Source organism: Corynebacterium lactis RW2-5, assembly GCF_001274895.1.
GTDB classification, from domain to species: Bacteria; Actinomycetota; Actinomycetes; order Mycobacteriales; family Mycobacteriaceae; genus Corynebacterium; species Corynebacterium lactis.
In genome coordinates this window covers 1,956,583-1,981,854 of record NZ_CP006841.1, presented here as the reverse complement: position 1 = coordinate 1,981,854, position 25,272 = coordinate 1,956,583, and the positions used below count along the sequence as shown (strand labels likewise).

The following is a 25,272-nucleotide window of genomic DNA, read 5'->3' as shown; positions in this document are numbered from 1 at the left end:
CAATACTCTTTCAAGTATGAATCAGTTTTAAAGAAAAGTGGTGCCACTAGGGCACCACTTAAGGGGTAATTCCGGGTACTAAGTGCCGAAATTCGATATTCCTTACAGGTCGATGTTCGGCATTTCGCCCGAGCCGTAGTCGATGGTGGCGTACTTGCGCAGCTTCTCCAGAGAGTGGAAAGCCTCGATACGGCGAATCGTGCCGGACTTCGAGCGCATAACCAGGGAGCGCGTCCAGGCGCCATTGCCGCGGTAGGCAACGCCGCGCAGCATGTCACCGTTGGTGACACCGGTTGCCACGAAGTAGCAGTTGTCGGAAGAAACCAAATCGTCGGTAGTCAGGATGCGGGACAGGTCGTGGCCGGCATCGAGAGCCTTCTTAATCTCGGCCTCGTCGCGTGGGTGCAGCTTGCCCTGAATCTCGCCACCCATACACTTCATGGCGCATGCGGTGATGACGCCTTCCGGAGTGCCGCCGACACCCATCATGATGTCGACCGAGTTGGTGTCCTGAGCGGCAGCGACAGCGCCTGCGACGTCGCCGTCACCGATGAGGCGGACCTTTGCGCCAGCCTCGCGAATGTCACGAATCATGTCCGCGTGGCGCGGGCGATCGAGAACGACCACGGTGACATCCTCAGGGCGCAGACCCTTGGCCTTAGCAACAGCCTTGATGTTGTGCTCGACCGGAGCCTCAATGTCGATCTTGCCGGCAGCCTCGGGGCCAACGGCAATCTTGTCCATGTAGAACACAGCGGAGGGGTCGTACATAGAGCCACGGTCAGCCGCAGCGAGAACCGCGATGGAGTTCGGGCGGCCCTCTGCCATTAGGGTGGTGCCATCAATCGGATCGACGGCGATATCGACTGCCGGGCCGTGCCCGTTGCCGACCTTCTCGCCGTTGAACAGCATCGGAGCTTCGTCCTTCTCGCCCTCGCCGATGACGACCACGCCGTTCATGGTGACCGTGTTAATCAGCTGTCGCATGGCGTCGACGGCAGCGCCGTCACCCTTTTCCTTCTGGCCGCGACCGACCCACTGGCCCGCCGCCAGCGCTGCGGACTCAGTAACGCGGACCAGCTCCATCGCTAGGTTGCGATCTGGTGCTTCAGGATTAGAGGCGTTCATTAACTTCTGGCCTTCCGTCTTTGGGATTCGAGATAGCGAAATGGCGATGTTTGAGTCAACGAGGCCACCAGCGGTGGGGTGCCCGTGCCCACATCTGTTTTCCAGTGTTCCACTTTTTAAGGATTTGGGGGTGGGAGCGACTCACTTGTGGGGGAGAAATACCCGCGCACTGCCACACCCAGAGCCGGTATCACTTCTGCAATCAGGTTGGTTTCGCTTGCCGACGGCTCCTGCACTTCGTCGTTTCAGCGTCGGGTTTGGCATACTAAGCGACGTGGCAAACGAAAAACCCAGGATTTTGCAGGACAGCCGGGACATGATTCTCACCCTCGTGGTGATGTTCGTCGGCGTCGCCGTGACCATCGGTTTCACAGGCCTTTGCAGCTTCAATCCCGGAAAGCCGGAAAACGGCCCCGTCCGCGAAGTCGATGCGAACGCGTTCCTCGACATGGAATCGCGCCGCGTTCCGTACCCGGTCCGCCTTCCCGAAGTACCTGAGGGATGGACCGCCAATTCCACCCGCGCGGGCATGGCTGCTGGACATCAGTCGACAATCGTCGGTTTCGTCACGGCAAGTGGAGCCTTCGCCCAGGTGACGCAGACCGATGCCCCAGCTGACGAACTTCCTGCTGACGAAAAGCCACGCCGTGCCGACGGCTCCACAAACGTCAGCGGAGTCGAGTGGAAGAAGTTCGTTCCTACCGAGGACAATGTGCGCCGCGTATGGGTCGGCGACCTCGGGGACTCCCGTGCTCTTGTCGAAGGCACTGCCAGCGACGAGGAGTTTTCGCAGCTGGCCAAGGCCCTTCAGGAAGCAACCCCTAAGAAGACTGCGAAGTAGAATCGCTCTCGCCCTCGCGCTCGCGGCTGGCCAAAGCGGCCTCTACTTTGGCCCGAGCTCCAGCGAGGTGCTCCTCACAGCGCCGGGCAAGCGCCTCGCCGCGTTCCCACAGGGCTAGTGACTCGTCCAAGCTCATCTGGCCGAGCTCCAGTAGCTTGACGGTTTCGACCAGGCTATCGCGTGCCTGTTCGTAGGTAAGTTGCTCCACCGGAGGCAGTTCCTGCGGAGATTGGCCGGAACCGAAAACGTTGTCGCTCATTTTTTCATCCTTACATTTGGTGTGGGTTAAAGGGGGGGGGGCTGTCGCGCTGCTGGATAGGGCGCGCGGGTTAATTTCCGCCGGAGGGGGAGGGCCTATTCTGCGGGCTGGGTGGCCATCGCAGCTGCGGTAATCGAGCCGTCCCCAACGCGAATGCGAAGCTGCGACCCGGGTGGGGACTGCTCGATTGTTGTGACAATTTGATCGCCAGAGTGGTCCCTGGGTTGCACCTGCACCACGGCGTATCCCCTTGCGAGGGTTGCTGCGGGGCCCAGCGCCGAGACTTTTCCGCGCAGGCCTGCGACCATGGACTCCTCTCGCTCCAGGTGCCTGGAGACTACGAACCTCATTCTTTCCACCTGAGTGTCCACAAGCTCTTGGCGAACCCTGATCGGCGTGCTCGGATCACGCAACACTGGGCGCGATGTCAGGTCCCTCAGCATCGATTCCTCCCGATCCACCCAGCGGCGCAGTGACGCGGAAGAACGCTGGCGCAACTCGGCGATAAGGCGGCGCTCCTCCGCTGCATCGGGCACCGTCTTCTTTGCGGCATCAGTCGGAGTGGCCGCCCGAAGATCGGCAACATTATCCAATAGCGGATTGTCCGGCTCATGTCCGATAGCCGAGACGACTGGCGTGGACGCGCGGCTGACCGCCCTGATTAGTGCCTCATCCGAGAAGGGGAGGAGGTCTTCGACGCTGCCGCCACCGCGGGCGATAATGATGACATCGACCTCCGGGTCACTGTCGAGAACCTCCAGTGCTTCCAGAACCTCCGGAACCGCTTTGGCGCCCTGCACGATGGTGTTGACCACCCGGAACTCCACCTCTGGCCAGCGAGACCTGGCAACCGAGAGGACATCTCGCTCAGCTGCAGACCCTCGACCGGTAATCAGGCCGACCTTACGGGGGAGGAACGGCAGTGGCCTCTTCAACCTCGGGTCAAAAAGACCCTCCGCAGCAAGAGCCTTTCTGAGCTGCTCCAGCCTGGCCAGCAGCATTCCCAACCCAACCGGGCGCCACTCGGTAGCCCACAGCGAAAACTGGGCTCTGCCGGCGTAGAAGGCGGGCTTGCCGTACATCACCACACGGTCGCCATTTTTCAGGGGATGCTCCCGCAGCGCGGAGGTGGAGCACGTTATAGATACCGAAAACTCCGCCGATGTATCCCTCAGCGTGATGTATGAGAGCTTCCAGCTGGGCTTCGAATTGACCTGTGCAATCTCGCCCTCGACCCAGATATGCCCGAGCCGCTCAACGTAGTCCTTGACCAGTTGATTGAGACGGCGTACCTGAATGGGCGATTCCGCTGACGTTTCCAGCTTTGACATAAATCAACACTTACACGATTGCCCGGACCGGAGGCGCACCTAAAGACAATTCATGCACAGGGGTCAATCGTTCCCTGTGGATAGAAAACCGGACTTAGTCGCGGTACCTGCGCCCCCGGTCGGACCGCTCGCCCCACTCGCGACGGTGACCTTCGTCCCGTCGATAAGCGTGGGAACCCCCGCGGCCGTGGAGATCCTGCCGGAGGCGTGAGGAATCGCGCATCGAGTGGCGGGGGCGCTCCTGCCTCGGAGGCCATTCGTCGGCTCGGCTGGGACCAGCGCCGGTGATCGTGTGCTCGCCCCAGACACGCCCACTGTTCGGAGTGGGGCTTTCAGGCCGGTTCGCTTGCCGACGGGAGTAATCGGTGCCGGACGGGTAGGGGCGCTGGATGGGGCGACGCTGGGGCCTCGGCGTAGTCCGTTCCCTATGCATAGACCCAGACTCCGGCTGGGGAGAGGGACGGGAGGACAATCGATTGACCGGGCGGGACGCGCTGCGGTGCGAGGCCTGCGACGAGGTCTGGCCAGACTGACTGTGGAGCTGCTGAGAGCTTCGAAGCGTCGTTTCTGCGCGCTGCTTTCTGCGCTCCTCGGCATCGCGGATGATATCCGCTGCAGCGCGACGGGGCTCCGGCTTGCGCGCCTCCGCGCGAGAGCGGCGAACGCGCTCGTCAGATTCGGACAGGCGGCGGTGCAGGGTGGAGGCGGACTCACGAGCGACTTCGTCGTCATGCTGGCGCTTGCGCGCCTCCTTCGACTGCTGATTGGCGAACTTCTGATTCTTACGAGTCAGCTCGAGGTAGCGCCAAATGGCGATGGCGCTACAAACCAGCATCAGGAAGGCTAGCCACGGAAAGTGCTGAATAATCGGGTAAGCGGAGGTAATCAGGCGCGCCTTTAAAGGCGTCGTGGCCGTGGCACCACCATTTGCCGGATCTGCGAAAGAACCTGTGAACCATGCGGTGAGTACCGTAATAATCGAGTACAGAATAGGAATCTGGGCGACCGTTACGACTAGTCCGCGGGGAACTACGAGAACAACCGAGACTACTGCGGCGATGACGAAGGTTACGAGGTAAGCAGTGCCGATGGTGCCGCTCGGAATCGAAAAGATGACACCGAGTACGCCCGCCAGAATCATTAGCAGCGGCGGAACCAGCATCGAGACGCGGGGCAGTAGCGGCACGGAGCCGCTGAGCGTTCTGTTTGCTGCTGATTTGTTCGACACGAATCGGGATTTTACCTGTTTTGGCAACAAAAAACGGGCAAGGCCGCTACAAGCGCCTTGCCCGTGTCGAGGCAGGAGAGGTACCAGAGTGGCCGGTTCGCTCCCTACTTCCTTCTAAAGGGGCCCGTCACAGCATCGGAAATCTTGTGGAAAGCCTTCGTCGCCGCTCCTTCCGGGGCCTTGGTCGGGCCCGCGTCCGGAGAAACCTGGCCAGCGGTGCGCTGGTCTTCCTTCACGACTGAATCGGCCGAGCGATCCTCGTTGCCATGTCCGAGTCGGAAAGCGGCGAGGCGGTCGCGCATCGCCCTGCCCGCGGCCTCAATTTGGACACCTGAGATGGAACCGGCATCCGTTGCAAAGTGGATATCCTTGGCGGTTTTGTCTCCGGTGCGCAGGTCGGTCAGGTCGCCGAGGTAGCGCATCCACACCGCGAGTACGGCCGCCACGGGAACTGCAAGGAATGCGCCGATGATGCCGAAGATGCCGCCACCGACCAGGACCGCAAGCAGCACAATCGCGGCGTGCAAATCCATAGCCTTGGACTGTAGCATCGGCGAGAGGATATTGCCCTCAATCTGCTGGACCGCAACGATAATCAACAGAACGAAGATTGCGGTGGTCAGGCCGTTAGCGACCAGGGCAACCACCACAGCGATGAAGCCTGCGGTGAAAGCACCGACAATCGGGACGAAGCCAGCGAAGAAGGTCAAGACTGCGAGCACCATAGCCAGCGGAACGTTCAGGACAGCTAGGCCGATGCCGATGAAGATAGCGTCGATAAGCGAGACGAGAGCCTGGGCGCGGATGTAGCCCGACAAGGTGTTCCACGAGCGGGTGAGGACTTCGGTGAGGTGCCAGCCCAGGCGACGGCCGGTGAGGCGGCGAACCCAGGGGAGGAAGTCCTGGCCGTCCTTGATGAAGAAGAAGGTCAGAACCAGCATGACTACCAGGGTCACGGCGACGGACGAGACCACGGAAATGCCCTGGAAAACGGTGTTGGCGATGTCGCCCGAGCGCTGCTGGAGCCACTTGGAGCCCTGGTCGAGCGCGTCCAGAAGCTGCTCATCCTTGACATTGAAGGGCGGGCCCTGGACGAGGTTTTGCACTTCCTTAATACCGTCGGTGAACTGCTTGCGCAGCTCCGGAATCTGCGACTGCACCGTCGGGGCGAGAATAGCGATGACTCCGCCGATAATCGCGAAAGCGCCGAGGATGACCGTCAGCGCCGCCAGGGCTCGGGGCCACTTGTGGCGCATGAGAAACAGCGCTGGCGGGGCGAGAACAGTCGAAACGATGAGTGCTAGAAGGATTGGTAGGACACCGCTCCAGACCTTGCCCAGGGCGATTGCGGCCACATACGCGGCGGCGCACACAATCAGGAAGCGCAGGCACCAGCCCGCGAACCAGCGAGCGCCCTCGCCAATGACGTCGGCGCGGTCAATCGACTCGGAATTCGACTCGTTGACTAACTCGTCGAGGTGCTCGCCGTCCTCGGGGAGATCGGGTTGGGTGGTTTCGGACTTATGCGCATCGGAGGGGATCGATAGGGATTGCTCTACGCGCAGTGGCTCAGAGCCCATCACTTGGTCGATGGCATCGCGCTCGTTCTGCGCAGTCCAGTCTTTTTCTCCGTTGGTTCTATTTGTCACCTCTTTATTATTGCTAACACCAGGCAGGGGCGGGCAAGTTCAGTTATAAAACCGCTGCCCGTAAGATAGGGAATTGTGACTCTTACTCTTGGAATCGTCGGTCTGCCCAATGTCGGAAAGTCAACCCTCTTTAACGCGTTGACGCGCAACGATGTGCTCGCTGCGAACTACCCGTTCGCCACCATCGAGCCGAATGTCGGTGTTGTTGAACTTCCGGATCCGCGCCTGAATAAGCTCGCCGAGATCTTCGGCTCCGAGCGGATTCTTCCCGCTACCGTGTCCTTCGTCGACATTGCGGGCATTGTCAAGGGTGCTTCCGAGGGTGAAGGCCTGGGCAATAAGTTTCTCGCCAACATCCGCGAGGCCGATGCAATCTGCCAGGTCGTGCGAGTCTTCGCCGACGACGACGTCATTCACGTCGACGGCAAGGTCGACCCAGCCTCCGACATCGGTGTCATCGAAACCGAGCTGATCCTGGCCGACATCCAGACCATTGAAAAGGCGCTGCCGCGTCTGGAGAAGGAAGCCAAGAAGGACAAGGAGAAGGCCTCCGAGGTCGACGCGGTGAAGAAGGCCTTGGCTGTGCTTGAGGAAGGCCGCACTCTCTTCGCCGCGGGCGATGACGTCAAGCTCTCCGCGCTACGCGAGCTTCACCTTCTAACCGCGAAGCCGTTCCTCTATGTCTTCAATGCGGACGAGGATGTGCTTGCCGACGAGGATCGCCGCGCCGAGCTGGCCTCGGCAATTGAGCCAGCGGACTGCGTCTTCCTCGACGCGAAGGCCGAGTCCGACCTACTGGAGCTGGACGAGGAGTCCCGCAATGAGCTGTTGGCCGAGATTGGCCAGGCTGAGCCGGGACTGCATGCCCTGGCCCGTGCCGGTTTCCGTACGCTGGGCCTGCAGACCTACCTGACTGCTGGCCCGAAGGAGGCTCGTGCCTGGACGATTCGCAAGGGGGCGACCGCACCGCAGGCAGCCGGTGTCATTCACACTGACTTTGAGCGCGGCTTCATCAAGGCCGAGATTGTCTCCTATAACGATCTGGTGGAAGCCGGCTCACTGGTCGAAGCAAAGGCCCACGGCAAGGTTCGACAGGAGGGCAAAGATTACATCATGCACGACGGAGACGTGGTGGAGTTCAAGTTTAACGTTTAGCGCCGGGGTCTTCGCGGTTGCCGCTGCCCCGGCAAGGGGCTCATGCCCCAGACATCATGCCGCGCGGTTTTTGCGGAGGTTGTCGAAGATAGCGTCCAGGTCGGTGTCAACCTCGGCGAAACGCTCCACCTGAGGATGGTTAATGATCTCGCCCCGAGCCACAACCATCCGAGGTGAGGCGAGCGTGTCGAAGCCTTCCAGAGGCGATTTCTTGACCACCACTAGGTCGGCATCCTTGCCTGGTTCGAGGCGCCCCTTTAAAGTCAGCCCCAGCATATCGGCGTTGCCTTGAGTAGCTACGTTTAGCACATCTGCCCTTGAGAGTCCGCTGTATAGTGTCCACGCCTCCAGTTCTCGCCAGAAATCATAGTGAGTGACGTATGTCATGGAGGAGTCGTTGCCGATGCCGAGGGGCACATCGTGTTCGATTGCACAGCTCAGTCCATCGACCATGCCCTGAAAAATCTTCTCGCCGTTTGCCTTCACGACGTCGGAAACACCCGTCTGCGACTGGTCTAGCTCGGCGAAAGGCAACGCTGCGCAAAGCGTAGGCACCAAGAATGAGCGCCCCCGCAGCGCTTTCGGGTTATCGTGGAATAGCTCTATTGCCTCTGGGCTGAGCTGGCAGCCGTGCTCAATTGTGTCGACCCCAGCGCGCAGCGCAGCTATCAGACCAACCTCGCCCTGCACATGTGCTGCTACCACCTTGTCGGCATTATGTGCTTCTTCGCAGATGGCTGACATCTCTTCGGTGGTCAACTGCGCTCGTCCTGCCTCGCCCAGGGAACGAGCATCGGTCACGCCGCCAGTGGCGGCAATCTTGATGACATCGACACCCATAGCGATATTGCGCCGCGCATTGCCTCGAGCCCCCCCATGGGTCGTCTGCTACCAGAGCAATGTCCGGAGCGCCATGGCCGCCCGTGGCAGCCAGCAATGGGCCGGATGCGAGAAGTGTCGGTCCGGTTGTTTTTCCTTCGTTTATCTCGTCGCGTATCTTGAGAACTTCGTCGCCGAAATCGCCCAAGCTGCGTACTGTGGTCACGCCCGTATGGAGCTGAGTTAAGGCATTTGTGCGCGTCCTGGTGCGCAGAAGTCTACGGCCGATGGGCCCGTGGATGACAGCGCTGACAAGGCGCCCAATGAGAGGAGACTCGGATATCGACGGCAAGGGCTTTCCGTCGGAGAATAAATGGGCGTGGGCGTTGATGAGCCCTGGTAGCACGAAGTGCCCCTTAAGGTTGGTCGTTTGGATTCCTGAGGGCAACTGATCCGTACTGACAACATCGACGATGGTAGTGCCATCGATGATGACCGCGCGGTCGGTCAGGACGGTCCCTTCGCGATCACCGGTTATGACGTTGACACGGGTTAGTGCATGACGAGTCATAGTGTTCCTCTCTGCGTAGGGATTTCCGTGGTATCTCCAGGGAAGTCTTTCTTGCGCTCTTTCAAATCCTCTTAGCGGCCTAAAGGAAAGCACGACGGGAGCCATCCGGTTACGGTGAAGATATATGTACTATACAAACCACTGGTATGGAGGTTAGGAACTTGGCGTTTCAAAAAGAGCGCGTTGGTGCGGTTGAGATCGATGAGGCATGGGTAGGAAAGGTCATAAAGAAGGAGAATCTAGATACTTCCAGGATTATCTCAGCACCCAATGGGGCTGCCACAATGCGCGTGACCTACGGTGCGCGTAACGCTCATGGTGAGCCTATTGCCGTCACAGGGCTCGTCACGTTACCGAAGGGGAATGCGCCCGCAGAAGGGTGGCCGGTGCTTAGTTGGGCACACGGTACCACCGGTATTGCAAGGCAATCAGCTCCCTCGCTTGCTATCGACACCCATCCGGATCACGAAGCTTTTACTATGGTCGTTGAAACCTATCTGCAGGTATGGCTTGAAAAAGGTTTTGCCGTAATTCAACCCGATTATGAAGGGTTAGGGACTATGGGCAACGGTACCTACATGGACCGTCACTCGTTGGCAGCATCCGTCAACGATATGGTGCGCGCAACCCGAGACGAGTTTTCCTTTGCGGACACTTGGTATAACACGGGGTGGAGCCAAGGTGGATTCGCTGCCGTAGCAGCTGCCTCTGCCGAGGACGTACCCAGTGGCCTGGTAAAAACTCTTGCAATTGCGCCGGGCGACACGTTTGTTCCCACTACTGAAGTCTCCTCAGAACAAGCACACGCGATGATTGCCGGAGTTGACGAGAAGAATCTTGCATACAGCGCTTTCGTCATGCAGGGAGCAATGAACTTCAATGCCACGATTAAAGCCGACGATTTTCTCAATGATGCAGGAAAGAGTGTGCTCGACTACGCCTCTGGTGTCTGTTTGACCACCTTCAAGAGTGAGAACAAGATTACTGGAAAGGAAATTCTCAAGGAAAATCCGCAACTCGAGCCCTTGTTGGAGCACTTGCTGGCGAATTCGATGGTTAATATGCATCCGAAAACTCCAGTCGTCATTTTCAGTAGTAAGGATGACGAGATTATTAACTACGAACAAATCAGCGTGGCGGCCAAGCAACTGCAGGCAAACGATGGCACTAATGTCACTTTCGAAGTTCGAATGGGTGAGGGGCATCGCGATATGGTTCGTCGAGCAATTAAAGACCAGACGCCTTTCGTCCCGGAACTGCAAGAGGCTCCCCTTGCGGGCGTTAACAACGACCAGTCGTAGGCTGGGAATTTTCAAGGCAATACTGAAACTCTCGGTAAGAGACACCGGTGTGTAGATTTCACGCGTTTCAAAATAAGGTCGTGGGACAATTGGCTAATGGACTTGTTCATACTGCTCACAACCTTTGCCGGGTCATGGCTTATTGTTGTCGGTCCCTTGCTACAAGCAGCAATTGAATTAGCCGAGGCTTCTCGTCAGGCACGTGGGAATGCGAGCCGGAAGTACTCGCTATGGTGGTGGCTTCTTCCTCCACTGATGTATTGGGTAAGTATGCGCTCAATGGCACATGATTCAACTGTGACGCGAGCTTATCGGCGCCGTGCTACCGGCTGGTTTGCTGTGGCAGGAGGGGGAGCTTTGTTGGCCTTCGGTTCAACTCGTGACATTGCGATTCTCCTAGGTTTGAGAGATTTTGGGTTTTTTGTGTTCTATGCAGCGTTGTTTATGGCATGCAGTTTTTATACTGCTATCCGCATGATTGTGAGTTCACGCGCTGTTGATGATGCAATCGAAAGGGAAGTCTCCACTATGACAATCGAGGGCAAATCATTTGAGTAGCACATCGTTTATCCATTTCCCGTGGCCCTGTCACATCTGGCGTGCTAACGAGATTTCAGCTCGCCAGGCACATCAACATGAGTGCTATGAAGTGGACATACGGGTTAGGTTGCTGCCCAAATCCGCAAAAACCTTGGAATATACCGAGGAGTTTCAAGACAAGAACTATGGCACAGATTCTGCTCTGAAATCCTTGTGGTGCGCTTTAGCGAAGAAACTACGTGCTGGCACGGATGGTGCGCTCTTGGATGGCGGCTCTGTCATCAGGCGTGAAGGTGCCGACATGATTGTGGTGGTTAGCGGAGGGGAAGATGCAGTGGATTCGCTCAGCTATACCATCAATGTCACGTTGGTGGAGACAGTGAAGTCGATCCTGTCTTATGCGGACAACATCGATGCACAGATTCAACTTGCCGTTGCGCATGAGGGACCGGGAAATATTGGATGGGCAACAGGCAGAGACCATCTTGCAAATTGAGCTGAGAAGATTTGCCTCGTAACTCCTACGTTTCATTCAAATGTCGACAAATGAAATATTGCGGACTGTTTGTCCTGTGAATTGCAGCAATTAGGCTATAAACGTGGTTTCTCCCGACAATATCTTGATGTACCTCGTCCCCGAGCAGGAGCGTCGGGTGCGGGAGATTTTCGCCAAGCTTTCCCAGCGTGGCTTCCCCACACAAAACCAGACACCCCACATCACTCTCACGTTTGCGCCCACAATGCAGGGGTGCGTCGTGAAGAGGGCGGCAGAAATCTTGCCTCCGCTGCTGCCTGCGGAGCTTCATCGTGTTGGCACTGTAGTTTTTGGAACGAAGAGTAAACAGACGATTGCGTGGCTACTGGAAGCTAGCGATGAGCTGGAGGCGGCGGCACGTGAGCTAAATCGCCTGAACCCAGACGGACGCGGAGATCGTTGGATTCCGCATTTGACCATGGGACTGCGCGTTCCCCGTGGATTAGTGTCGAGCTACATCCAAGCACTGGACGAGGTAACGTCTCCGCATTTCAAGGTTTTGAAATCGGAGAAAGTTGGATTTTGGAGCCCTAAGGCGCAGAAATTTATAGATTTTTAGCACTGGGGGCAGTCTAGATTTCGAAATGTCTAGACGTGGTCAACGTACTCGTTACCACAGTAGGTCCGGGCGATGTGGAATACCCATATCACTACTTCGCCGCCATAATCTTCTTTGCTTGCGCATCAAAAACTTCGACAGCGTGGGTCTTCGCTGCTTCCTTAGCGTCGGGCGTGATGCCCTCGGCTCCGGTCTGACCAGCAATCCCGGCGTCACCAACCTTGTCTAGATCAGCGAAAGGTGTTGTCGTAACAATGATGACTACGCCATTGACGACACCCATGATCCGGAAACCGGAGATTTCAGTGTTCACCCCGCTCATCTGGCCAGTTCCAGAGGTCTCGTGGGCAGCAACCTTTTCGGGTGAAACAGAAATCTTCGGATCCCATTTTTCCAAGCGCATTGTGTAGTTGGCGGAGAAGTCCATTCCGTCGATGATGTCTTTGGCCTCAGGCGGAATGTCTTGGCCTTTCATTGCCTCCTCTGCTGCCTGCTTACCATCCGTCGTCATCTTGAGTTCGGAGCAGCCGTCCGTCGCATCCTCGTACTGGTCGTACAAATCCGGTTGCTTTGACAGCGCGACGCTGGCGACAATCTTTTCGTCTTTGAATTCGGCGAAAGTTCCCGTCAGGTCCGAGATTCTAGTACTGGCCTCTTGGAACTTTGAGCATTCCTTTGGCTCAATGGACATGCTGTCAGCCAAAGGGCCGGCCGCAAGATCAGTAATGCTCTTGTCAATAGGCTTGTCGAAGGTTATTCCGGGGACTTCATTAACTAGCAGCAGTTCCTTTTCGGATGCGGCAGGTGCTGCCGCGGTAGCCGGGGTATTATCGCCGCTTCCGGAGCCGTCGTGGGAAGCTCCCTTGTCTCCTGTGTCGCCGCCGGTGCCACAGGCACTGAGAGCAGCAATGCCGAGTGCCGCGATAATTGCAGTTGCTTGCTTCTTCTGTGCCCCTAAACGGCCGAGCTCCATAGTCCCTCGCATCCCTTTGGAAGTTGCCATGATTTTGCGTTTGCATGGAAAAGGATACATGTTGATGCAAAGCAGTGCCCGCCAAAGTGAAAAATCAACCGCGCCTTCCTTCCTCTGCAAAGGCAGAGACAGGCTATTATCCTCGCAGGAATTCTTGGACGGCCGGCCACTCGGAAGCCGTCTGCGCTGCGCCGAGCGCATAGTTAGCCTTGAGCTTCGCCAAACGACGCTCTCGGTTATTGACGCTCATCTGGTTTGCGTAGAAAATATATGCTTTGCCCTCGTGCTGTAGCTCGGCGATTCGGTCAAGGGATGCGTTGTATCGCTCGTGGCGGGTAATCATCAGCTCTGCGACTTCAGGAGTTTTGCGGAAGATTCGGCGCAATACCTGCGGCCGTGATGGCGCAGTGCGCCGAAATCCCTTCGGCCTAGTCAGGACAATCAAGAATTTCTCAAAGCCGTCTGCTTCCGCCGCGTCAATTGCGATGCCTCCCGATGAGCCCATGGCTCCATCGATATAGGGAACACCGTTGATAACGGGCATGCGCATCATTCCAGGGATGGTGGAGCTGGCGCGCGTGTATTTCATAAGTTTGTCAAAGTCAGTGACATCGTCTCGCCCCCAGTAGACAGTCTCGCCCGTATCAGCGCGAACCGCTCCGATGCGGTAGGGAGTCGGATTCGCCTGGAAGGTCTGAAAATCGAGGGGCATTGCGCCGTCGGGGAGCCCGGCAGTTTCGTAGATGTATTCGGCATCGAAGTAGCCGCGGCCCCGAAGAATAGGTCGAAGGCCTCCAGCTTGCGGTGACGCGACGAACTCCACGAAACTCTCCGCGGTCCGAGCAATATCACGGGAGAGGTAATTAACCAGGTGAGTTGAGCCGGCGCTAATGCCTCCGACCCAGCCGACGTTGATATTGTCGCGAAGCAGACACTCGATGAACGGGGCGGTGTAACTGTTGCGGGTTCCGCCACCTTCGAGAACCAGTGCTACGTCACTGACGTTCATGAGTCGCCTTCCTTATATCCGACGATTACTGCCTTTGAGAAGCTGTCGCCACGGTTTCAATCCTCGCGTTGGTTCACGTTACACGCAGTGCGGATTCTCCGCGGATAAACTTCTGAGTTATGCCTCCAGCAACATGGATTAAGATACTTACGGTTCATTTCGCCATAACTGGTTAGTGGGAGGTTACAGGTGCGCAATGCTTCGCTGTGGCATCCCATACTTGTTTTCCTGGCAGCCACCTCCGCCGCTTCAGTAGTCCTAATCTTGCTTCAGGCGTTGCTGGACATCGATTATCGTTATGCTGCGATGACGCAGCTGGGGCCTGCCATAGGATTGTTTTTTACCTGGTACTTCTATGGTTCCGAGAACCGGGAAGTGCTGCCCCGTCCGTCGTTAAGCTTGCGAAGCTTTGGGCTCCGTTTCGCGGCGGTGGTTTTGTTAGTTGCCGCCTACGTTGGCCTGACCTGGCTGCTGTCGGTTTTACTCGGGGTGCAACAGGCTGAGGCAGGTTTCAATCTTGCAATGCTGATTGTTTTCCTGGCAGCGCAGCTAATTGGTGCAGTTGGTGAAGAAGTCGGTTGGCGAGGCTTCCTTCAACCCAGCCTGGAGAGAGTTTGGCACCCGTTACCGGCGGCCATTGCAACGGGCGGGATTTGGGCGCTATGGCATGTGCAGGTTCTCGCAAACCCACTATTCTTCATCGCATTCGCAGGTGTTTGTATTTTGGTCTCGCTCTTTTTGGGGCGTATTGCGCTGGGAGCCTGGTGGCAGAGGGGAATACTCGCAGGTCTCGTGCACTGGGCAATTAACGTCGGGATTGTGTTGGTTGCTGACGTTGAGCGTGTAGTCAACTCCGACCTTGTGCACCGTCTACCGCTGCTACTGCCCCAAGTTGTTTTGGGGATTGTGGGCGCAGTATGGATTGCAGTGCTAATGCGACGTAAAGAGGAGTAACTCTTTTCGCCTCTTCGCCAAAGCAGGCGCGACTATACAAGGCTAGAGTTCGGATAAGATTTCCGGTTTGACCCCGCCGCCTATATCCGGGTCCGGGAAGGAGTTTTCTGGATCGTACAGCAACACTGTCTTTCCATCCAGATTCAACCTGCGCATCGCCTCGAGCATCATCCGGCGCCCGATTTCATTGACCATTCCCACCCGGCTGACGTCGAATACCACTGAGCTTTCCGACGGAGGGGTCTGCGCCAAACGGTTAACCACGATTTCGGCAGCAGTGAAGTTGATTGGCCCCTGAATCTGAATCACAGAGCGGCCCTTTTCAGAAACTACGGCGCGCAGGGCGCGGGAGCCAATGGCTTGGGCATCCATAAGATGCAGACCCATGTCGTTGGAAAGCCTGCGGAATAGGGCGGTGCCGCGGACGCTGTTGCCGTGGTCATTGAGGCGGGGAGAAAAGGCGGCCAGCCCCACCTGGCCGGGCAGGGCGCCCAGGATGCCGCCGGCGACGCCGCTTTTGGCGGGGATGCCGACCTCGGTGAACCATTCACCGGCTTCGTCATACATTCCAGAAGTGGCCATGACAGAAAGGACCTGGCGCACAATTGGGCGGGCTACGACCTGCGCACCCGTGACCGGGCTGACGCCACCGGCTGCGAGAACCGCGGCCATCATGGCGATATCGCGGGTAGAGACCAGAATCGAGCACTGCGCGGTGTAGCCGCGCACCACATCTTCTGGATTCGTGTCAATCATGTTGTAGGCCGCGAGCATGTGCGCGATGGAAAGGTTGCGGTGCGCCGAGCCGATCTCGGACTCGAAGGCATCCTCGTCCACGCGCAGCTGCCTGCCCGCCAGCGCGGAGAAGAACTTCACCAGCTTGTCGCTGCGAACCGTCCAGGAGTCCCCGGGGTCGCCAATCATCTGGTGGATGGCAAGGGCTCCGACATTGATCATCGGATTCTTCGGACGGTGTGTGCCGGACTCGAGGGAGAGCTCGTTGAAAGCCTCGCCGGAAGGCTCCGTGCCGACGATTTTCTCGACATCGTCCTCGCCGTGCTCCCACAGAGCCGCAGCGAACGCGAAAGGCTTGGACATGGACTGAATCGTGAACTCGGTGTCCGCGTCGCCGGCGGTATAGGTGCGCCCGAACACCGTCGTCATGGCCACGCCCAGCTGATCGGGGTCAGCTTGGGCCAGGGTGGGAATATACGAGGCGACCTCGCCGGAATCATCGGCGCGGACGGCGTCCAAAATCTCGACGAGGTAGTCCGATATGGGAGTCTTCATGGGAGCTTTTGTACCTTAAATCTCCGCGAGCATCTTCTCGGGGTTCATAATTCCAGCGGGGTCGACCGCGTCCTTGATGCTGCGATGCAGCCTACGGCTGCCCTCGTCCAGCTCCTTCGGCAGCCATTCCTTCTTCAGCGACCCCACACCGTGTTCTCCGGTGATGGTGCCACCCAGGTCGATGCCGAGCTGCATGATTTCGCCGAAAATACGCTCTGCCTCGGCGGTGGAGTCGGAGTCGGAAGCGTCGAAGAACACAGCAGGGTGCAGGTTGCCGTCGCCGGCATGGGCCACCATGGACACTGTCACGGAAGTCCTCGCGCGCAGCTGATCGAGTAGGCGGAAAAAATCCGGCAGCTTTGATCGCGGGACGCAGACGTCGTCGAGCAGCTGCCCGCCGCCGTGGGCCCGGGAGTAGACCTCGTAGGCCGGCTGCACGGAACGTCGAGCGGCGACCAAATCCTCGGAATCTCGCGGATCATCGCTGTGGACGGCGTCGAGGGCGCCATTTTCCTTGGCGACGCGCTCGAACTCCCGTACGTCCTCTACCTGAGTCGCCGAGTCGGACTGCATAATCAACATCGCCCCGGCCGACTCTTCCAGACCGAAATCACCGAATTCATTGAGCATCTTCAGGGTCATTCCGTCCATGAGCTCCATCAGGCTTGGGCGGCGTCCCTCGCCCATGTACTGCCGGACGGTCAGCGCGGCCGCGGTCTCATCCGGAAACGTTGCCACCGCGGTGACCGGGGCCTTCGGCAGGGGGATGAGGCTGAGCGTCGCCTCCACGATGACTCCCAATGTTCCCTCGGAACCGACGAAAAGCCCGCAAAGGTCTAGGCCTGCGACACCCTTGACCGTTTTGCGGCCGAGGCGCGTCAGGGTGCCGTCGGCAAGCACAACTTTGATTTCACGGACGAAGTCACGGGTGACGCCCCTATTCGGCCGCCGAGACTGCAGCGACAATCTCCGCGGTGGTGGCGACCCGGCCAAACTTTTCGCTTAACCCGCCTGCTTCTTATCCCGCCTGCTTCGAGTACTTCAGCCGATAGACGACGTTCATCAGGACGCATTCCCAATGCGCAATCGGGTCCGCGCCGCTGACCTGCGCGATTCGTGCAGCGCGCGCGTTTTTCCGCAGCACCGAGTCGACCGCCAGCGCGTCGTCGTCAGTTGCTCCCAGGCACAGTGCCCGCGCGCCGCCGAGCACAACGTTCGCCTTACCGATCTCAGGCCCCGCCGCGGGCGCCACAATCTGCGCGAAATCGTCGAGGTAGGGGCGAAGCTGCTTGCCGCGGAAGTGCTGCACCTCGGAGTCGATGCACTCGCGGATCGCGCTAACGTCGCCTCGCGTAGCGTAGATCTGCTCGTGGCTGGCCCGCACCTCCTCGCTGGGCTTTACGACGCCGCCATTGACGTCGTAGAAAACGGTTGTGCCGTCGATTTTTTCGCTGCGCACCGCATAACCCGAAGCAATCGTGGGGTCATGCAGATCCGATCCCGTGAGCTCCTGATAGACGCGCTTGGCCGCAGCCTCGACGTTTTCGGCCAGCTCTAGGGCGTGCTCGGCGGTGTCCCCGCAGAGGAATACGCCATGGGCAGAGAGCAGAACGACATCTGCATCCGGATTGGACTCCAACACGTGCTCGACGCCGCTGTGCAGCTTCTTCGTCCCAGGCAGCCCGTAGGCCGAGGTGGGGATGGAACGCTGCCCGATTACCGCAGCCTCGTCGTCGTTAAGCGGGACATCGCGCCCGAGCAGGCTGAGGGCGGAGGCGTAGCGCTGGTGGGTGTGGACCACCGCGTTCGCGCCGGGGCGAAGCCGGTAGCACAGTGCGTGCATGGGATACTCGCTCGAGGGCTTGAAGGGGCCGTGCTTTTCCGGCTTGTTCTTTTTGGACTTCTTGCCGCCGTGGCTCGGCGACGGGGACAGAGCAGTGATGAGGGCGAGGTCGGCCTCGATCATTGTGTCGTACGTGCGGCCCGACGGTGTGATGACGAAGTCGTCGCTGTGGCCGGTGCCGTCGGCTGGGACTCGGTGGCTGATGTTTCCCCAGGTGCGGACCACCAGGCCGCGCCTAATGAGGTCCTGGGAAAGGTCAATTACCTTGGTGCGTTCGGCTCGGAATTTCTGACTCATAGCTCCACCACGTGCTCGAAGATGCGGTCGAAGCGGGTCAGGGCCTCGTCGATGAGTTCCTCGGTGTAGGCCGCAGAGGTGTAGAGGCGAGAACCGGCCAGGGTGACAATTCCCTCCGCCATGTAGGCGGCCCCCATGTGTTCCATCTCCGCCTTGCGGGCCGAGGTCTGCTTGATAACGTCCGGAATCTCCCACGGCTTGGACCAATCGAGAGCAAAGTGCATGGTTCCGACGGTTTCGAGGTGGCAGATGGAGCCCTGGTTGAACGCGACGAAGGGCAGGCGGCGGCGCGCGATGATTTCGCGCAGTCCGTCGGTAAGGCGGTCGCCCATGGCGGAGGCCTTTTCGCAAGCTCCGGTCTCGGCGATTTCCTTCAGCGTGTAGTAGCCGGCCAGCGACGACAGCGGGGTAGCGGCCATGGTGCCGCCGACCAGGGCCTTCTTGATCTTGGTATCGCCGTGGATGCCGGCGGCCAGGTACTGCATGTACTTGTCCGGGCCGCCGAGGCCGCCGGCACCGGGGTATCCACCCGCGATGACCTTGCCAAAGACAGTGAGGTCCGGGGTGACGCCGTAGAGGTGCTGGGCTCCGTGCGGGGAGAGGCGGAATGCGGTGACAACCTCGTCGAATACGAGCAGGGCGCCGTACTTGGTGGCCAGCTCGCGGGCGCCCTGGACGAACTCGGCGCTGATTGGACGGGTGCCGGATTCGGGGCCGACTGGCTCGAGGAAAATCGCTGCGGTTCCACCGCGGAGCTTGTTGAGCTTTAAGTTGCGCTCCAGAGCCTTCAGATCGCCGGGGAAGAACTCCTCGGTGAACACGAAGTTCGACAGCGGCAGGCCCTTGGACTGGGTGAACTTCGAGCCCGGGATGCGGATGCCGAAGGCCAGCTGATCCGACCAGCCGTGGTAAGCGCCACCCATCTTGAGGATGTGCTTGTTGCCGGTGGCCAGGCGGGCGACGCGGGCTGCCGCGGAGCAAGCCTCGGAGCCGGAATTAAACATGCGGAACTTGTCGACGCTGGGAACGAGGTCGACGATCAGCTGTGCTAGCTTGACCTCGTACTCGTGAAGAAGTCCCGTCGACGGGCCACAGTGATCGAGCAGTTCCTCAACCTTCTCGCGCACCGAGTCTGGGTTTGAGCCCAGCACCGTCGGGCCGCCGGCCTGGAGAAAGTCCAGGTACTTGTTGCCGTCGACATCGTAGAGCTTCGCGCCCTTCGCGGAGTCGAATGCGAGGGGGAACGGGTGGTTGAACGCCAGGTTGTGCTGGACCCCGCCAGGAATCACCTTGCCTGCGTGTTCCACCATTTCCTTGGACTTAGTGCACTTGCCGTCGAAGTGCTCAGTTTCGACCTTTTTAAGGTACTCGGGCGAAATCGAATGAATCGGTCGCTTAATCAAGTCGTCGAGTTCGCGGATTACTTGTGCAGTTCCGGGGCGGTTGATGTCCATGAGAGGGGCTCCTGTGAACGCTGTGTACAAATCTGGCTTAACCTTTAGAGGAAAGGTCCTGCATCGTTGGAATATTCGATCTAGTAGGTGAGTGGTGACTCATCTATGGCGAAATTTTAACAAGAATTGCTGTGGTCCATGTTAAAATCCGGTTAAAAGTGAGTCATGGCTCACAGTATCTGTTTGTTTGACACTTAGTCGGGTCCTTCAAAAGGAGAGTGCGTATGGAGCGAGAAGGCTTGCTGGAGCGCTCGTCTGTCGTGCGTAGATCCGGTGCCGAGGGGCCGGGGGCGACCGAGCGTTTCCGCAACCTGGCTGCCGAAAAGCAGCAGCGGATTGAATCGGCTGCGATAGCGGAGTTCGCCGGCAACGGCTATGAAAAGGCCAATACGAATCGCATCGCCGAGGCAGCAGGGGTCAGTGTCGGGGCACTGTTTAAGTATTTTCCGACCAAGGCGGACCTTTTCTCCCACGTCACGGCCCGCGGCGCCGAACTGATTGAATCCAGCGTTGCCCCGAAACTCGAGGCCTCGGGAGGCATCTTCGACACGATTGAGCAGCTCCTGCACCTCACCGTGCAGGCGAGCGAGGAGCACCCGGAGGCGGTCAGTATGTACCACCTTCTGACCTCGCCGGGAAACAACATGGTCCCGCGCGATGTTGCGCACGAGCTGGAGAGATTCACCTCTCAGGCCTATGTGGCCATGGCTAGGAGCGCTCAAGAGACGGGCGAAGTTAGGGCTGATATTTCTGCAGAGACTATCGCCTGGCTGATCGACGACATCTTCATGCATTTCCAGTACTCGTTTTCCAGCGACTACTTCGCGCAACGCCACAAGCTCTATCTCGGAGACAAGCCCGCTGAAGCGCTGATAGGCGAAACCATGGCGTTTATCAGAAGCGCCATCGCAGCCGACAATGCGACTAAACAATCTAGTTAAGAGACTCAAGGACGAGCCGCGATGATTAATGTATTGGCCTACGACCTGGGTACGACTGGCGTGAAGACCTGCCTCTTTTCCATCGGCGACAGGGTAAAGCGGATTGATTCAGTCTCGGCGAATTACAAGCTCCATATCATGCCCGGCGGCGGTGCGGAGCAGGACCCCGAGGACTGGTGGGACGCAATCGTCTCAACAACTCGCAAGATCGCCGAGCGCAATCCCGAGGAGGTAGAACTCCTGTCGGGAATTAGTTTCTGCGCGCAAATGCAGTCCCTCGTGCTTGTAGACGAAGACGCCCGGCCGGTGCACCGCTCGCTCAACTACATGGACCAGCGCGCCCGAGCGCAGATGAACAAAGTCATCGGAGGGTTCCCAACCTTCGCGGGACTCAATCTGTTCAAAGCGGCCACCTGCCTGCGTCGCACCGGAGTCGTCCCAGCGAGCGTCAAGGACCCGGTCTGGAAGTACCACTGGGTCCGAGAAAACGACCCGGAAGCCTTCAGCCGCGCACACAAGTGGCTGGATGTCAAGGAATCAATGATTGCCCGCATGACCGGCGAATTCGTCATGTCGCGGGACTCGGCTTTCGCAACGATGCTCCTCGCGAAAGACACTGATAAGCCGGCCTTCGACGAAGTCGTCATGAAGAAGCTGGGCATCAACGCCGACCATATGCCCACAATTGTCAGGTCAGGGGATATCGTCGGCAAGCTCCGGAAGGAACAGGCGGCGGAGCTAGGCCTCAAGGCGAAGATTCCCGTCTACGCGGGAGGCGGCGATGCCTCGCTGATCGGCGTAGGCGCTGGCGCAGTGGGAGTCGGCGAGACCCATGTCTACATGGGCACGTCCGGATGGGTGTCGACGGTGACGGACAAGTACACCGTAGACCTGACCTCGATGATGGCGGCGATTGTGGGCGCGGACCCCAAGACTTTCAACTACTTCGCAGAGCTGGAGACAGCCGGCAAATGCCTCGAATGGGTGCGCGACCACCTCGCACTTGACGAGATCAACGTGTTCCTAGATCAGCGCCATGTCGCCCAGGGAACTAACAGTGCCCACGCATCCCTCTACGACTACCTCTCGAATGTCATCGCGAAAGCCGAGCCCGGCAGCGGGGGAGTGCTCTTCGCCCCGTGGCTGCACGGCAATCGCAGCCCCTTTGAAGATCCGTTGGTCAGGGCCGCGTTTTTCAATATCTCTCTGGAGTCCGGAAAGACTGAGATGCTTCGCGCGGTCGTCGAGGGCGTCTGCCTACACATGCGATGGTTCGTGGAGGCACATGAGCGAAACCGCCACGTCACGCCCTCCCAGCGCGTGCGCTTCGTGGGCGGCGGAGCCCTGTCGGATACCACCGCCCAGATTCTCGCCGATGTGCTTCAGCGTGGAGTCGACGTCGTGGATACTCCGCAGGACGTCGGAGCCGTCGGTGCGGCCATCCTGGTGGCGACCGGAATGGGGCTCATCGAATCGGTGGAGGACGCGGACGAACTCATTACCGTGGAGAAATCTTTCGAGCCGAATCCGGACAATAAGGCCGTCTACGATCGCCAATTCCATGCTTTCAAAGGCCTATACAAGGCGAACCGGAAAATCTACCGGATCTTGAACTCGAATTAAGCGCTATCCTGATGCGGTGAAGTTCCTCAATGACAGCAAAGCGCCGTACGAACTGACTTATAGCGACGTGTTCATGGTTCCGTCGAAATCCTCCGTCGGATCCCGCATGGGGGTTGACCTGAGCACCTCCGACGGGACCGGCACGACCATCCCGATTGTCGTGTCGAACATGACCGCAGTTTCAGGGCGTCGCATGGCTGAGACGATCGCTCGTCGCGGTGGGATCGCGATTCTGCCGCAGGACGTGCCCGCGGACATTGCGGCGGAGACAATCCGCGAAATCAAGTCGGCTCACCTCGTCTTCGACACCCCAATCATTGTGAAGCCGCATCACACAGCCGGATATGCACGCCACCTGCTGCCGAAGCGCGCGCACGGTGCGGCGGTAGTAGTCGATGGCGAGCGCCCTGTCGGCCTGATCACCGTTCGCGACCTGACTGGGGTTGATAACTTCGCGCAGGTCGGAACCCTGATGAGCACCTCACTATTCACTCTGCCGTCCGACATCGAACCGCGCCGGGCGTTTGACCTGCTCTCCGAGTCGGGACGCAAGCTCGCTCCGGTGGTCGACGCCGATGGTCGCGTCGTCGGTGTGCTAACGCGAAAGGGAGCGCTGCGAGCCACGCTGTACAAGCCCGCGGTCGATGCTGAAGGGCGCCTGCGCGTCGGTGCCGCGATTGGCATCAACGGCGATGTCGAAGGCAGGGTAAGGACGCTTATCGACGCCGGGGCGGACGTCCTCGTCGTCGATACCGCTCACGGCCACCAGGACACGATGCTCGATGCTCTCAAGCGGGTCCGCGCGCTGAACCCGGGCGTGCCCATCGCCGCGGGCAACGTAGTCACGGCCGATGGCGTGAGGGATCTTGCGGAGGCGGGCGCGGACATTATCAAGGTCGGCGTTGGCCCGGGTGCAATGTGCACCACCCGTATGCAGACCGGCGTCGGCCGACCGCAGTTCTCCGCAGTCTTGGAGTGCGCCGCGGAGGCCAAGAAGCTAGGCGTCCATGTCTGGGCTGACGGTGGTGTGAAGGACCCGCGCGATGTCGCGCTGGCACTGGCCGCAGGCGCGTCGAACGTGATGATCGGCTCCTGGTTCTCCGGCACCTTCGAGTCCCCGGGAGATGTGCAGTTCGACGCGGATGGCCGGATGTTCAAGGAGTCCTTCGGCATGGCCTCCCACAGGGCGGTGGAAAGCCGCAACGCCAAGGTGGAGGCATTCGAGAAGGCTCGCCGTGAGATGTTCGAGGAGGGAATTTCTACCTCGAAGATTTACCTTGAGCCGGGCCGTGAAGGAGTCGAGGACCAGGTCGACCGCATCATCTCCGGAGTCCGGTCTTCCTGCACCTACGCGGGTGCCGCCTCGATTGAGGAGTTCTCGCAGCGAGCAATCGTGGGTGTACAGTCCGCGGCCGGCTTCGCGGAGGGTATGCCGCGCGCGACGCGTTAGTGATTTTGGTATCTATTGATTTAACTCTCCGGGGGGTTTCGTAGCCTCGAAACCTCGGGGTGTAATCAAACAACTAAGGGGGCTGGGGGAAACTCATGGCGACAATATTCGGAAACGACATCGGTGGCATTGGATCTGGCCGTGGACAAACCGACAAGCGGGCCAGGCTGTTTAGCCGGGTGCGGTTTTCCGATGCTGACCCGTGCCCGTGTGGCGGCGGCGTTTACGGAAAGTGCTGCGGCCCACTGCACCGAGGTGAACGGCAGGCCGCTACTGCCGCGGAGCTGATGGCTGCTCGTTATAGTGCGTTCGCGGCGCACGAGGCGGATTATCTATGGCGCACTTGGCATCCGCGGTATCGTCCAGAGGTCATTCACCTCGACGATGATGTGGAGTGGCTGGGCCTCGAAATCGTGGACACCGAGGCCGGGCGCGAAGGAGATACCGAGGGCGTCGTCGAGTTCCGGGCTCGGTTCCGTGACAGCGAAGGGAACTCGGTGATGTACGAGCGTTCGCGCTTCGTCACGCGCGCTCGCCGCTGGGTCTACGTCGACGGGGACGTCGAATACAGCTAGTGCTTCTTGCTGTGGCCGAACGGCAAAACTGCGGTGGCGGCCACGAGGATGGCGCCCCAGATCGCGCCGAAGATGAGCGATCCGGTGGTGCCGGCAACCCAGGTCAGGAATCCGCCGGAGACCATCTGCTCCAGGTTGTGGACCAGGTGGTGCGGCAGGGACCAGCCCAGCTCGTCGAGGCCGACAACCATGATGTGACCACCGACCCAGAGCATCGCGAACGTGCCGACCACGCCGATGATGTTCAGCACGATGGGCATGGCCTTGACCAATCCCGCGCCGAACTTCGCGGCCCCCGCAGAGTTCTTTGACTGCAGGTACAGTCCGATGTCATCGATCTTGACCAGCAGTCCGACGACGCCGTAGACGGCCAGGGTAATGACCAGTGCCACCGCGATAAGGATGAGCGCGCGGTTTAGTAGCGGTTCGTGGGAGACCTCGTTCAGAGAGATCACCATGATCTCCGCGGAGAGGATGAGGTCGGTGAAGATAGCGGACTTCACCAGGGCATCTTCATCCTTCGGCGAGCGGTTTGTCGCAGCCTCCATGCGCTCGGCCTCGCTGACCTTCGGGGATAGTCTGTGGTGAATCTTTTCCCACACCTTCTCCATCCCCTCGAAGCACAAGTAGGAGCCGCCCAGCATGAGAATCGGGGTCAAAGCCCAGGGGAGGAATTGGCTGAGCAACAGCGCAATCGGCAGGATAATGACGATTTTGTTGATCAACGATCCCTTAGTGATTCGCCAAATCATGGGAAGTTCCCGCTTAGGAGAGACTCCGTCGACGAACTGCGGGGTCACCGCGGCATCGTCTACTACTACGCCCGCAGCCTTGGCACTGGCTCGACCAGCAGCGGCAGCAATGTCGTCGGTCGAGGCCGCCGCTGCCTTTGCGATTGTCGCAACGTCGTCAAGCAGTGCTACTAGTCCGCCTGGCATGTGAGTCCT

General features: G+C 59.1%; 24 protein-coding genes and 1 pseudogene. 11 read left to right on the top strand and 14 right to left on the bottom strand.

The window, feature by feature from the left end:
• Window positions 1–102 precede the first annotated feature (102 nt).
• Window positions 103–1,128: a class II fructose-bisphosphatase gene (glpX, locus tag CLAC_RS08630; protein ID WP_053412565.1), complete on the bottom strand. Its 1,026-nt coding sequence runs from the start codon at window positions 1,126–1,128 to the stop codon at window positions 103–105.
• Window positions 1,129–1,402: 274 nt separating this feature from the next.
• Between glpX and CLAC_RS08625 the strand changes: the two genes are divergently transcribed.
• The gene (locus tag CLAC_RS08625) at window positions 1,403–1,969 is read left to right on the top strand and encodes a DUF4245 domain-containing protein (protein ID WP_156324809.1); all 567 of its coding nucleotides are present in this window, start codon (window positions 1,403–1,405) and stop codon (window positions 1,967–1,969) included.
• On the opposite strand, the gene CLAC_RS08620 is transcribed toward CLAC_RS08625, so the two are convergent.
• The 4 genes from CLAC_RS08620 to CLAC_RS08605 form a co-directional block, all read right to left on the bottom strand.
• Window positions 1,950–2,228, bottom strand: a complete 279-nt coding sequence (locus tag CLAC_RS08620; RefSeq protein ID WP_053412564.1) for an exodeoxyribonuclease VII small subunit — start codon at window positions 2,226–2,228, stop codon at window positions 1,950–1,952. The genes CLAC_RS08625 and CLAC_RS08620 overlap by 20 nt on opposite strands.
• A 95-nt stretch (window positions 2,229–2,323) precedes the next feature.
• Entirely contained in the window at window positions 2,324–3,559 is a 1,236-nt protein-coding gene (gene xseA / locus CLAC_RS08615; protein WP_053412563.1) for an exodeoxyribonuclease VII large subunit, read from the bottom strand.
• 94 nt (window positions 3,560–3,653) lie between these two features.
• Window positions 3,654–4,787, bottom strand: a complete 1,134-nt coding sequence (locus CLAC_RS08610; protein ID WP_156324808.1) for a DUF6542 domain-containing protein — start codon at window positions 4,785–4,787, stop codon at window positions 3,654–3,656.
• Window positions 4,788–4,891: 104 nt separating this feature from the next.
• The gene (locus CLAC_RS08605; RefSeq protein ID WP_425388820.1) at window positions 4,892–6,367 is read right to left on the bottom strand and encodes an AI-2E family transporter; all 1,476 of its coding nucleotides are present in this window, start codon (window positions 6,365–6,367) and stop codon (window positions 4,892–4,894) included.
• A gap of 144 nt (window positions 6,368–6,511) precedes the next feature.
• Here CLAC_RS08605 and ychF point away from each other — a divergent pair, with 144 nt between their 5' ends.
• The gene (ychF, locus tag CLAC_RS08600) at window positions 6,512–7,591 is read left to right on the top strand and encodes a redox-regulated ATPase YchF (protein WP_053412560.1); all 1,080 of its coding nucleotides are present in this window, start codon (window positions 6,512–6,514) and stop codon (window positions 7,589–7,591) included.
• A gap of 54 nt (window positions 7,592–7,645) precedes the next feature.
• Here the strand turns inward: ychF and CLAC_RS13050 are convergent, their stop codons facing one another.
• Window positions 7,646–8,431, bottom strand: coding sequence for an amidohydrolase family protein (locus tag CLAC_RS13050; RefSeq protein ID WP_281175537.1), 786 nt, complete (start codon window positions 8,429–8,431; stop codon window positions 7,646–7,648).
• Between the two features lie 118 nt (window positions 8,432–8,549).
• Window positions 8,550–8,981 (bottom strand): annotated as a pseudogene (locus CLAC_RS13045) (amidohydrolase family protein); the annotation flags it as partial.
• A gap of 146 nt (window positions 8,982–9,127) precedes the next feature.
• On the opposite strand from CLAC_RS13045, the gene CLAC_RS08590 reads away from it, so the two are divergent.
• The 4 genes from CLAC_RS08590 to CLAC_RS08575 all read left to right on the top strand — a co-directional run bounded on the left by CLAC_RS08590 (window position 9,128) and on the right by CLAC_RS08575 (window position 11,916).
• The gene (locus tag CLAC_RS08590; protein ID WP_082313277.1) at window positions 9,128–10,282 is read left to right on the top strand and encodes an alpha/beta hydrolase; all 1,155 of its coding nucleotides are present in this window, start codon (window positions 9,128–9,130) and stop codon (window positions 10,280–10,282) included.
• A gap of 96 nt (window positions 10,283–10,378) precedes the next feature.
• Window positions 10,379–10,840, top strand: coding sequence for a hypothetical protein (locus tag CLAC_RS12660; RefSeq protein WP_156324807.1), 462 nt, complete (start codon window positions 10,379–10,381; stop codon window positions 10,838–10,840).
• A 109-nt stretch (window positions 10,841–10,949) separates the two neighbouring features.
• Window positions 10,950–11,318, top strand: coding sequence for a hypothetical protein (locus tag CLAC_RS08580; RefSeq protein WP_156324806.1), 369 nt, complete (start codon window positions 10,950–10,952; stop codon window positions 11,316–11,318).
• Between the two features lie 103 nt (window positions 11,319–11,421).
• Window positions 11,422–11,916, top strand: coding sequence for a 2'-5' RNA ligase family protein (locus tag CLAC_RS08575; RefSeq protein WP_053412556.1), 495 nt, complete (start codon window positions 11,422–11,424; stop codon window positions 11,914–11,916).
• A 91-nt stretch (window positions 11,917–12,007) separates the two neighbouring features.
• On the opposite strand, the gene CLAC_RS08570 is transcribed toward CLAC_RS08575, so the two are convergent.
• Together CLAC_RS08570 and CLAC_RS08565 are read right to left on the bottom strand one after the other, a co-directional pair.
• The gene (locus tag CLAC_RS08570; RefSeq protein ID WP_156324805.1) at window positions 12,008–12,919 is read right to left on the bottom strand and encodes a hypothetical protein; all 912 of its coding nucleotides are present in this window, start codon (window positions 12,917–12,919) and stop codon (window positions 12,008–12,010) included.
• 106 nt (window positions 12,920–13,025) lie between these two features.
• Entirely contained in the window at window positions 13,026–13,898 is an 873-nt protein-coding gene (locus CLAC_RS08565; RefSeq protein ID WP_053412554.1) for a patatin-like phospholipase family protein, read from the bottom strand.
• Between the two features lie 189 nt (window positions 13,899–14,087).
• Here CLAC_RS08565 and CLAC_RS08560 point away from each other — a divergent pair, with 189 nt between their 5' ends.
• Complete coding sequence (locus tag CLAC_RS08560; protein WP_053412553.1) at window positions 14,088–14,852, top strand: CPBP family intramembrane glutamic endopeptidase; 765 nt, start codon at window positions 14,088–14,090, stop codon at window positions 14,850–14,852.
• A gap of 42 nt (window positions 14,853–14,894) precedes the next feature.
• Here CLAC_RS08560 and CLAC_RS08555 read toward each other — a convergent pair whose 3' ends face one another.
• The 4 genes from CLAC_RS08555 to CLAC_RS08540 are packed head-to-tail and all read right to left on the bottom strand — an operon-like array spanning window position 14,895 to window position 19,736.
• On the bottom strand, window positions 14,895–16,142 hold the full coding sequence (locus tag CLAC_RS08555) for a glutaminase (RefSeq protein WP_053412552.1): 1,248 nt from the start codon (window positions 16,140–16,142) through the stop codon (window positions 14,895–14,897).
• A gap of 15 nt (window positions 16,143–16,157) precedes the next feature.
• The gene (locus CLAC_RS08550) at window positions 16,158–17,108 is read right to left on the bottom strand and encodes an FAD-binding oxidoreductase (protein ID WP_053412551.1); all 951 of its coding nucleotides are present in this window, start codon (window positions 17,106–17,108) and stop codon (window positions 16,158–16,160) included.
• 52 nt (window positions 17,109–17,160) lie between these two features.
• Window positions 17,161–18,282: a class II aldolase/adducin family protein gene (locus CLAC_RS08545; RefSeq protein WP_053412550.1), complete on the bottom strand. Its 1,122-nt coding sequence runs from the start codon at window positions 18,280–18,282 to the stop codon at window positions 17,161–17,163.
• On the bottom strand, window positions 18,279–19,736 hold the full coding sequence (locus tag CLAC_RS08540) for an aspartate aminotransferase family protein (RefSeq protein WP_053412549.1): 1,458 nt from the start codon (window positions 19,734–19,736) through the stop codon (window positions 18,279–18,281). Before CLAC_RS08540 ends, CLAC_RS08545 begins: the two co-directional genes overlap by 4 nt.
• A gap of 224 nt (window positions 19,737–19,960) precedes the next feature.
• On the opposite strand from CLAC_RS08540, the gene CLAC_RS08535 reads away from it, so the two are divergent.
• The 4 genes from CLAC_RS08535 (at window position 19,961) to CLAC_RS08520 (ending at window position 24,325) form a co-directional block, all read left to right on the top strand.
• A complete protein-coding gene (locus CLAC_RS08535) occupies window positions 19,961–20,677 on the top strand; it encodes a TetR/AcrR family transcriptional regulator (protein ID WP_053412548.1) in 717 nt (238 codons plus the stop codon).
• A gap of 21 nt (window positions 20,678–20,698) precedes the next feature.
• Window positions 20,699–22,300 carry a xylulokinase gene (locus CLAC_RS08530; RefSeq protein WP_211255352.1) on the top strand — a complete coding sequence of 534 codons (1,602 nt, stop codon included), beginning with the start codon at window positions 20,699–20,701 and terminating at the stop codon, window positions 22,298–22,300.
• A 16-nt stretch (window positions 22,301–22,316) separates the two neighbouring features.
• A complete protein-coding gene (locus CLAC_RS08525) occupies window positions 22,317–23,750 on the top strand; it encodes a GuaB1 family IMP dehydrogenase-related protein (RefSeq protein WP_053412547.1) in 1,434 nt (477 codons plus the stop codon).
• Window positions 23,751–23,845: 95 nt separating this feature from the next.
• Window positions 23,846–24,325, top strand: coding sequence for a YchJ family protein (locus CLAC_RS08520; RefSeq protein WP_169750336.1), 480 nt, complete (start codon window positions 23,846–23,848; stop codon window positions 24,323–24,325).
• Here the strand turns inward: CLAC_RS08520 and CLAC_RS08515 are convergent.
• Window positions 24,322–25,263, bottom strand: a complete 942-nt coding sequence (locus CLAC_RS08515) for a DUF808 domain-containing protein (protein WP_053412546.1) — start codon at window positions 25,261–25,263, stop codon at window positions 24,322–24,324. The two genes, CLAC_RS08520 and CLAC_RS08515, sit on opposite strands and share 4 nt — an antisense overlap.
• Window positions 25,264–25,272 lie beyond the last annotated feature (9 nt).

Coding starts and splice junctions, on each gene's coding strand:
- CLAC_RS08590 (WP_082313277.1), top strand. CDS start 9,128: ATGGAGGTTAGGAACTTGGCGTTTCAAAAAGAGCGCGTTGGTGCGGTT.
- CLAC_RS08540 (WP_053412549.1), bottom strand. CDS start 19,736: ATGGACATCAACCGCCCCGGAACTGCACAAGTAATCCGCGAACTCGAC.
- CLAC_RS08535 (WP_053412548.1), top strand. CDS start 19,961: ATGGAGCGAGAAGGCTTGCTGGAGCGCTCGTCTGTCGTGCGTAGATCC.
- CLAC_RS08570 (WP_156324805.1), bottom strand. CDS start 12,919: ATGGCAACTTCCAAAGGGATGCGAGGGACTATGGAGCTCGGCCGTTTA.
- CLAC_RS08515 (WP_053412546.1), bottom strand. CDS start 25,263: ATGCCAGGCGGACTAGTAGCACTGCTTGACGACGTTGCGACAATCGCA.
- CLAC_RS08605 (WP_425388820.1), bottom strand. CDS start 6,367: ATGGGCTCTGAGCCACTGCGCGTAGAGCAATCCCTATCGATCCCCTCC.
- CLAC_RS08565 (WP_053412554.1), bottom strand. CDS start 13,898: ATGAACGTCAGTGACGTAGCACTGGTTCTCGAAGGTGGCGGAACCCGC.
- CLAC_RS08555 (WP_053412552.1), bottom strand. CDS start 16,142: ATGAAGACTCCCATATCGGACTACCTCGTCGAGATTTTGGACGCCGTC.
- CLAC_RS08545 (WP_053412550.1), bottom strand. CDS start 18,282: ATGAGTCAGAAATTCCGAGCCGAACGCACCAAGGTAATTGACCTTTCC.
- CLAC_RS08520 (WP_169750336.1), top strand. CDS start 23,846: ATGGCGACAATATTCGGAAACGACATCGGTGGCATTGGATCTGGCCGT.
- CLAC_RS12660 (WP_156324807.1), top strand. CDS start 10,379: ATGGACTTGTTCATACTGCTCACAACCTTTGCCGGGTCATGGCTTATT.
- CLAC_RS08530 (WP_211255352.1), top strand. CDS start 20,699: ATGATTAATGTATTGGCCTACGACCTGGGTACGACTGGCGTGAAGACC.
- xseA (WP_053412563.1), bottom strand. CDS start 3,559: ATGTCAAAGCTGGAAACGTCAGCGGAATCGCCCATTCAGGTACGCCGT.
- CLAC_RS13050 (WP_281175537.1), bottom strand. CDS start 8,431: ATGGGTGTCGATGTCATCAAGATTGCCGCCACTGGCGGCGTGACCGAT.
- glpX (WP_053412565.1), bottom strand. CDS start 1,128: ATGAACGCCTCTAATCCTGAAGCACCAGATCGCAACCTAGCGATGGAG.
- CLAC_RS08620 (WP_053412564.1), bottom strand. CDS start 2,228: ATGAGCGACAACGTTTTCGGTTCCGGCCAATCTCCGCAGGAACTGCCT.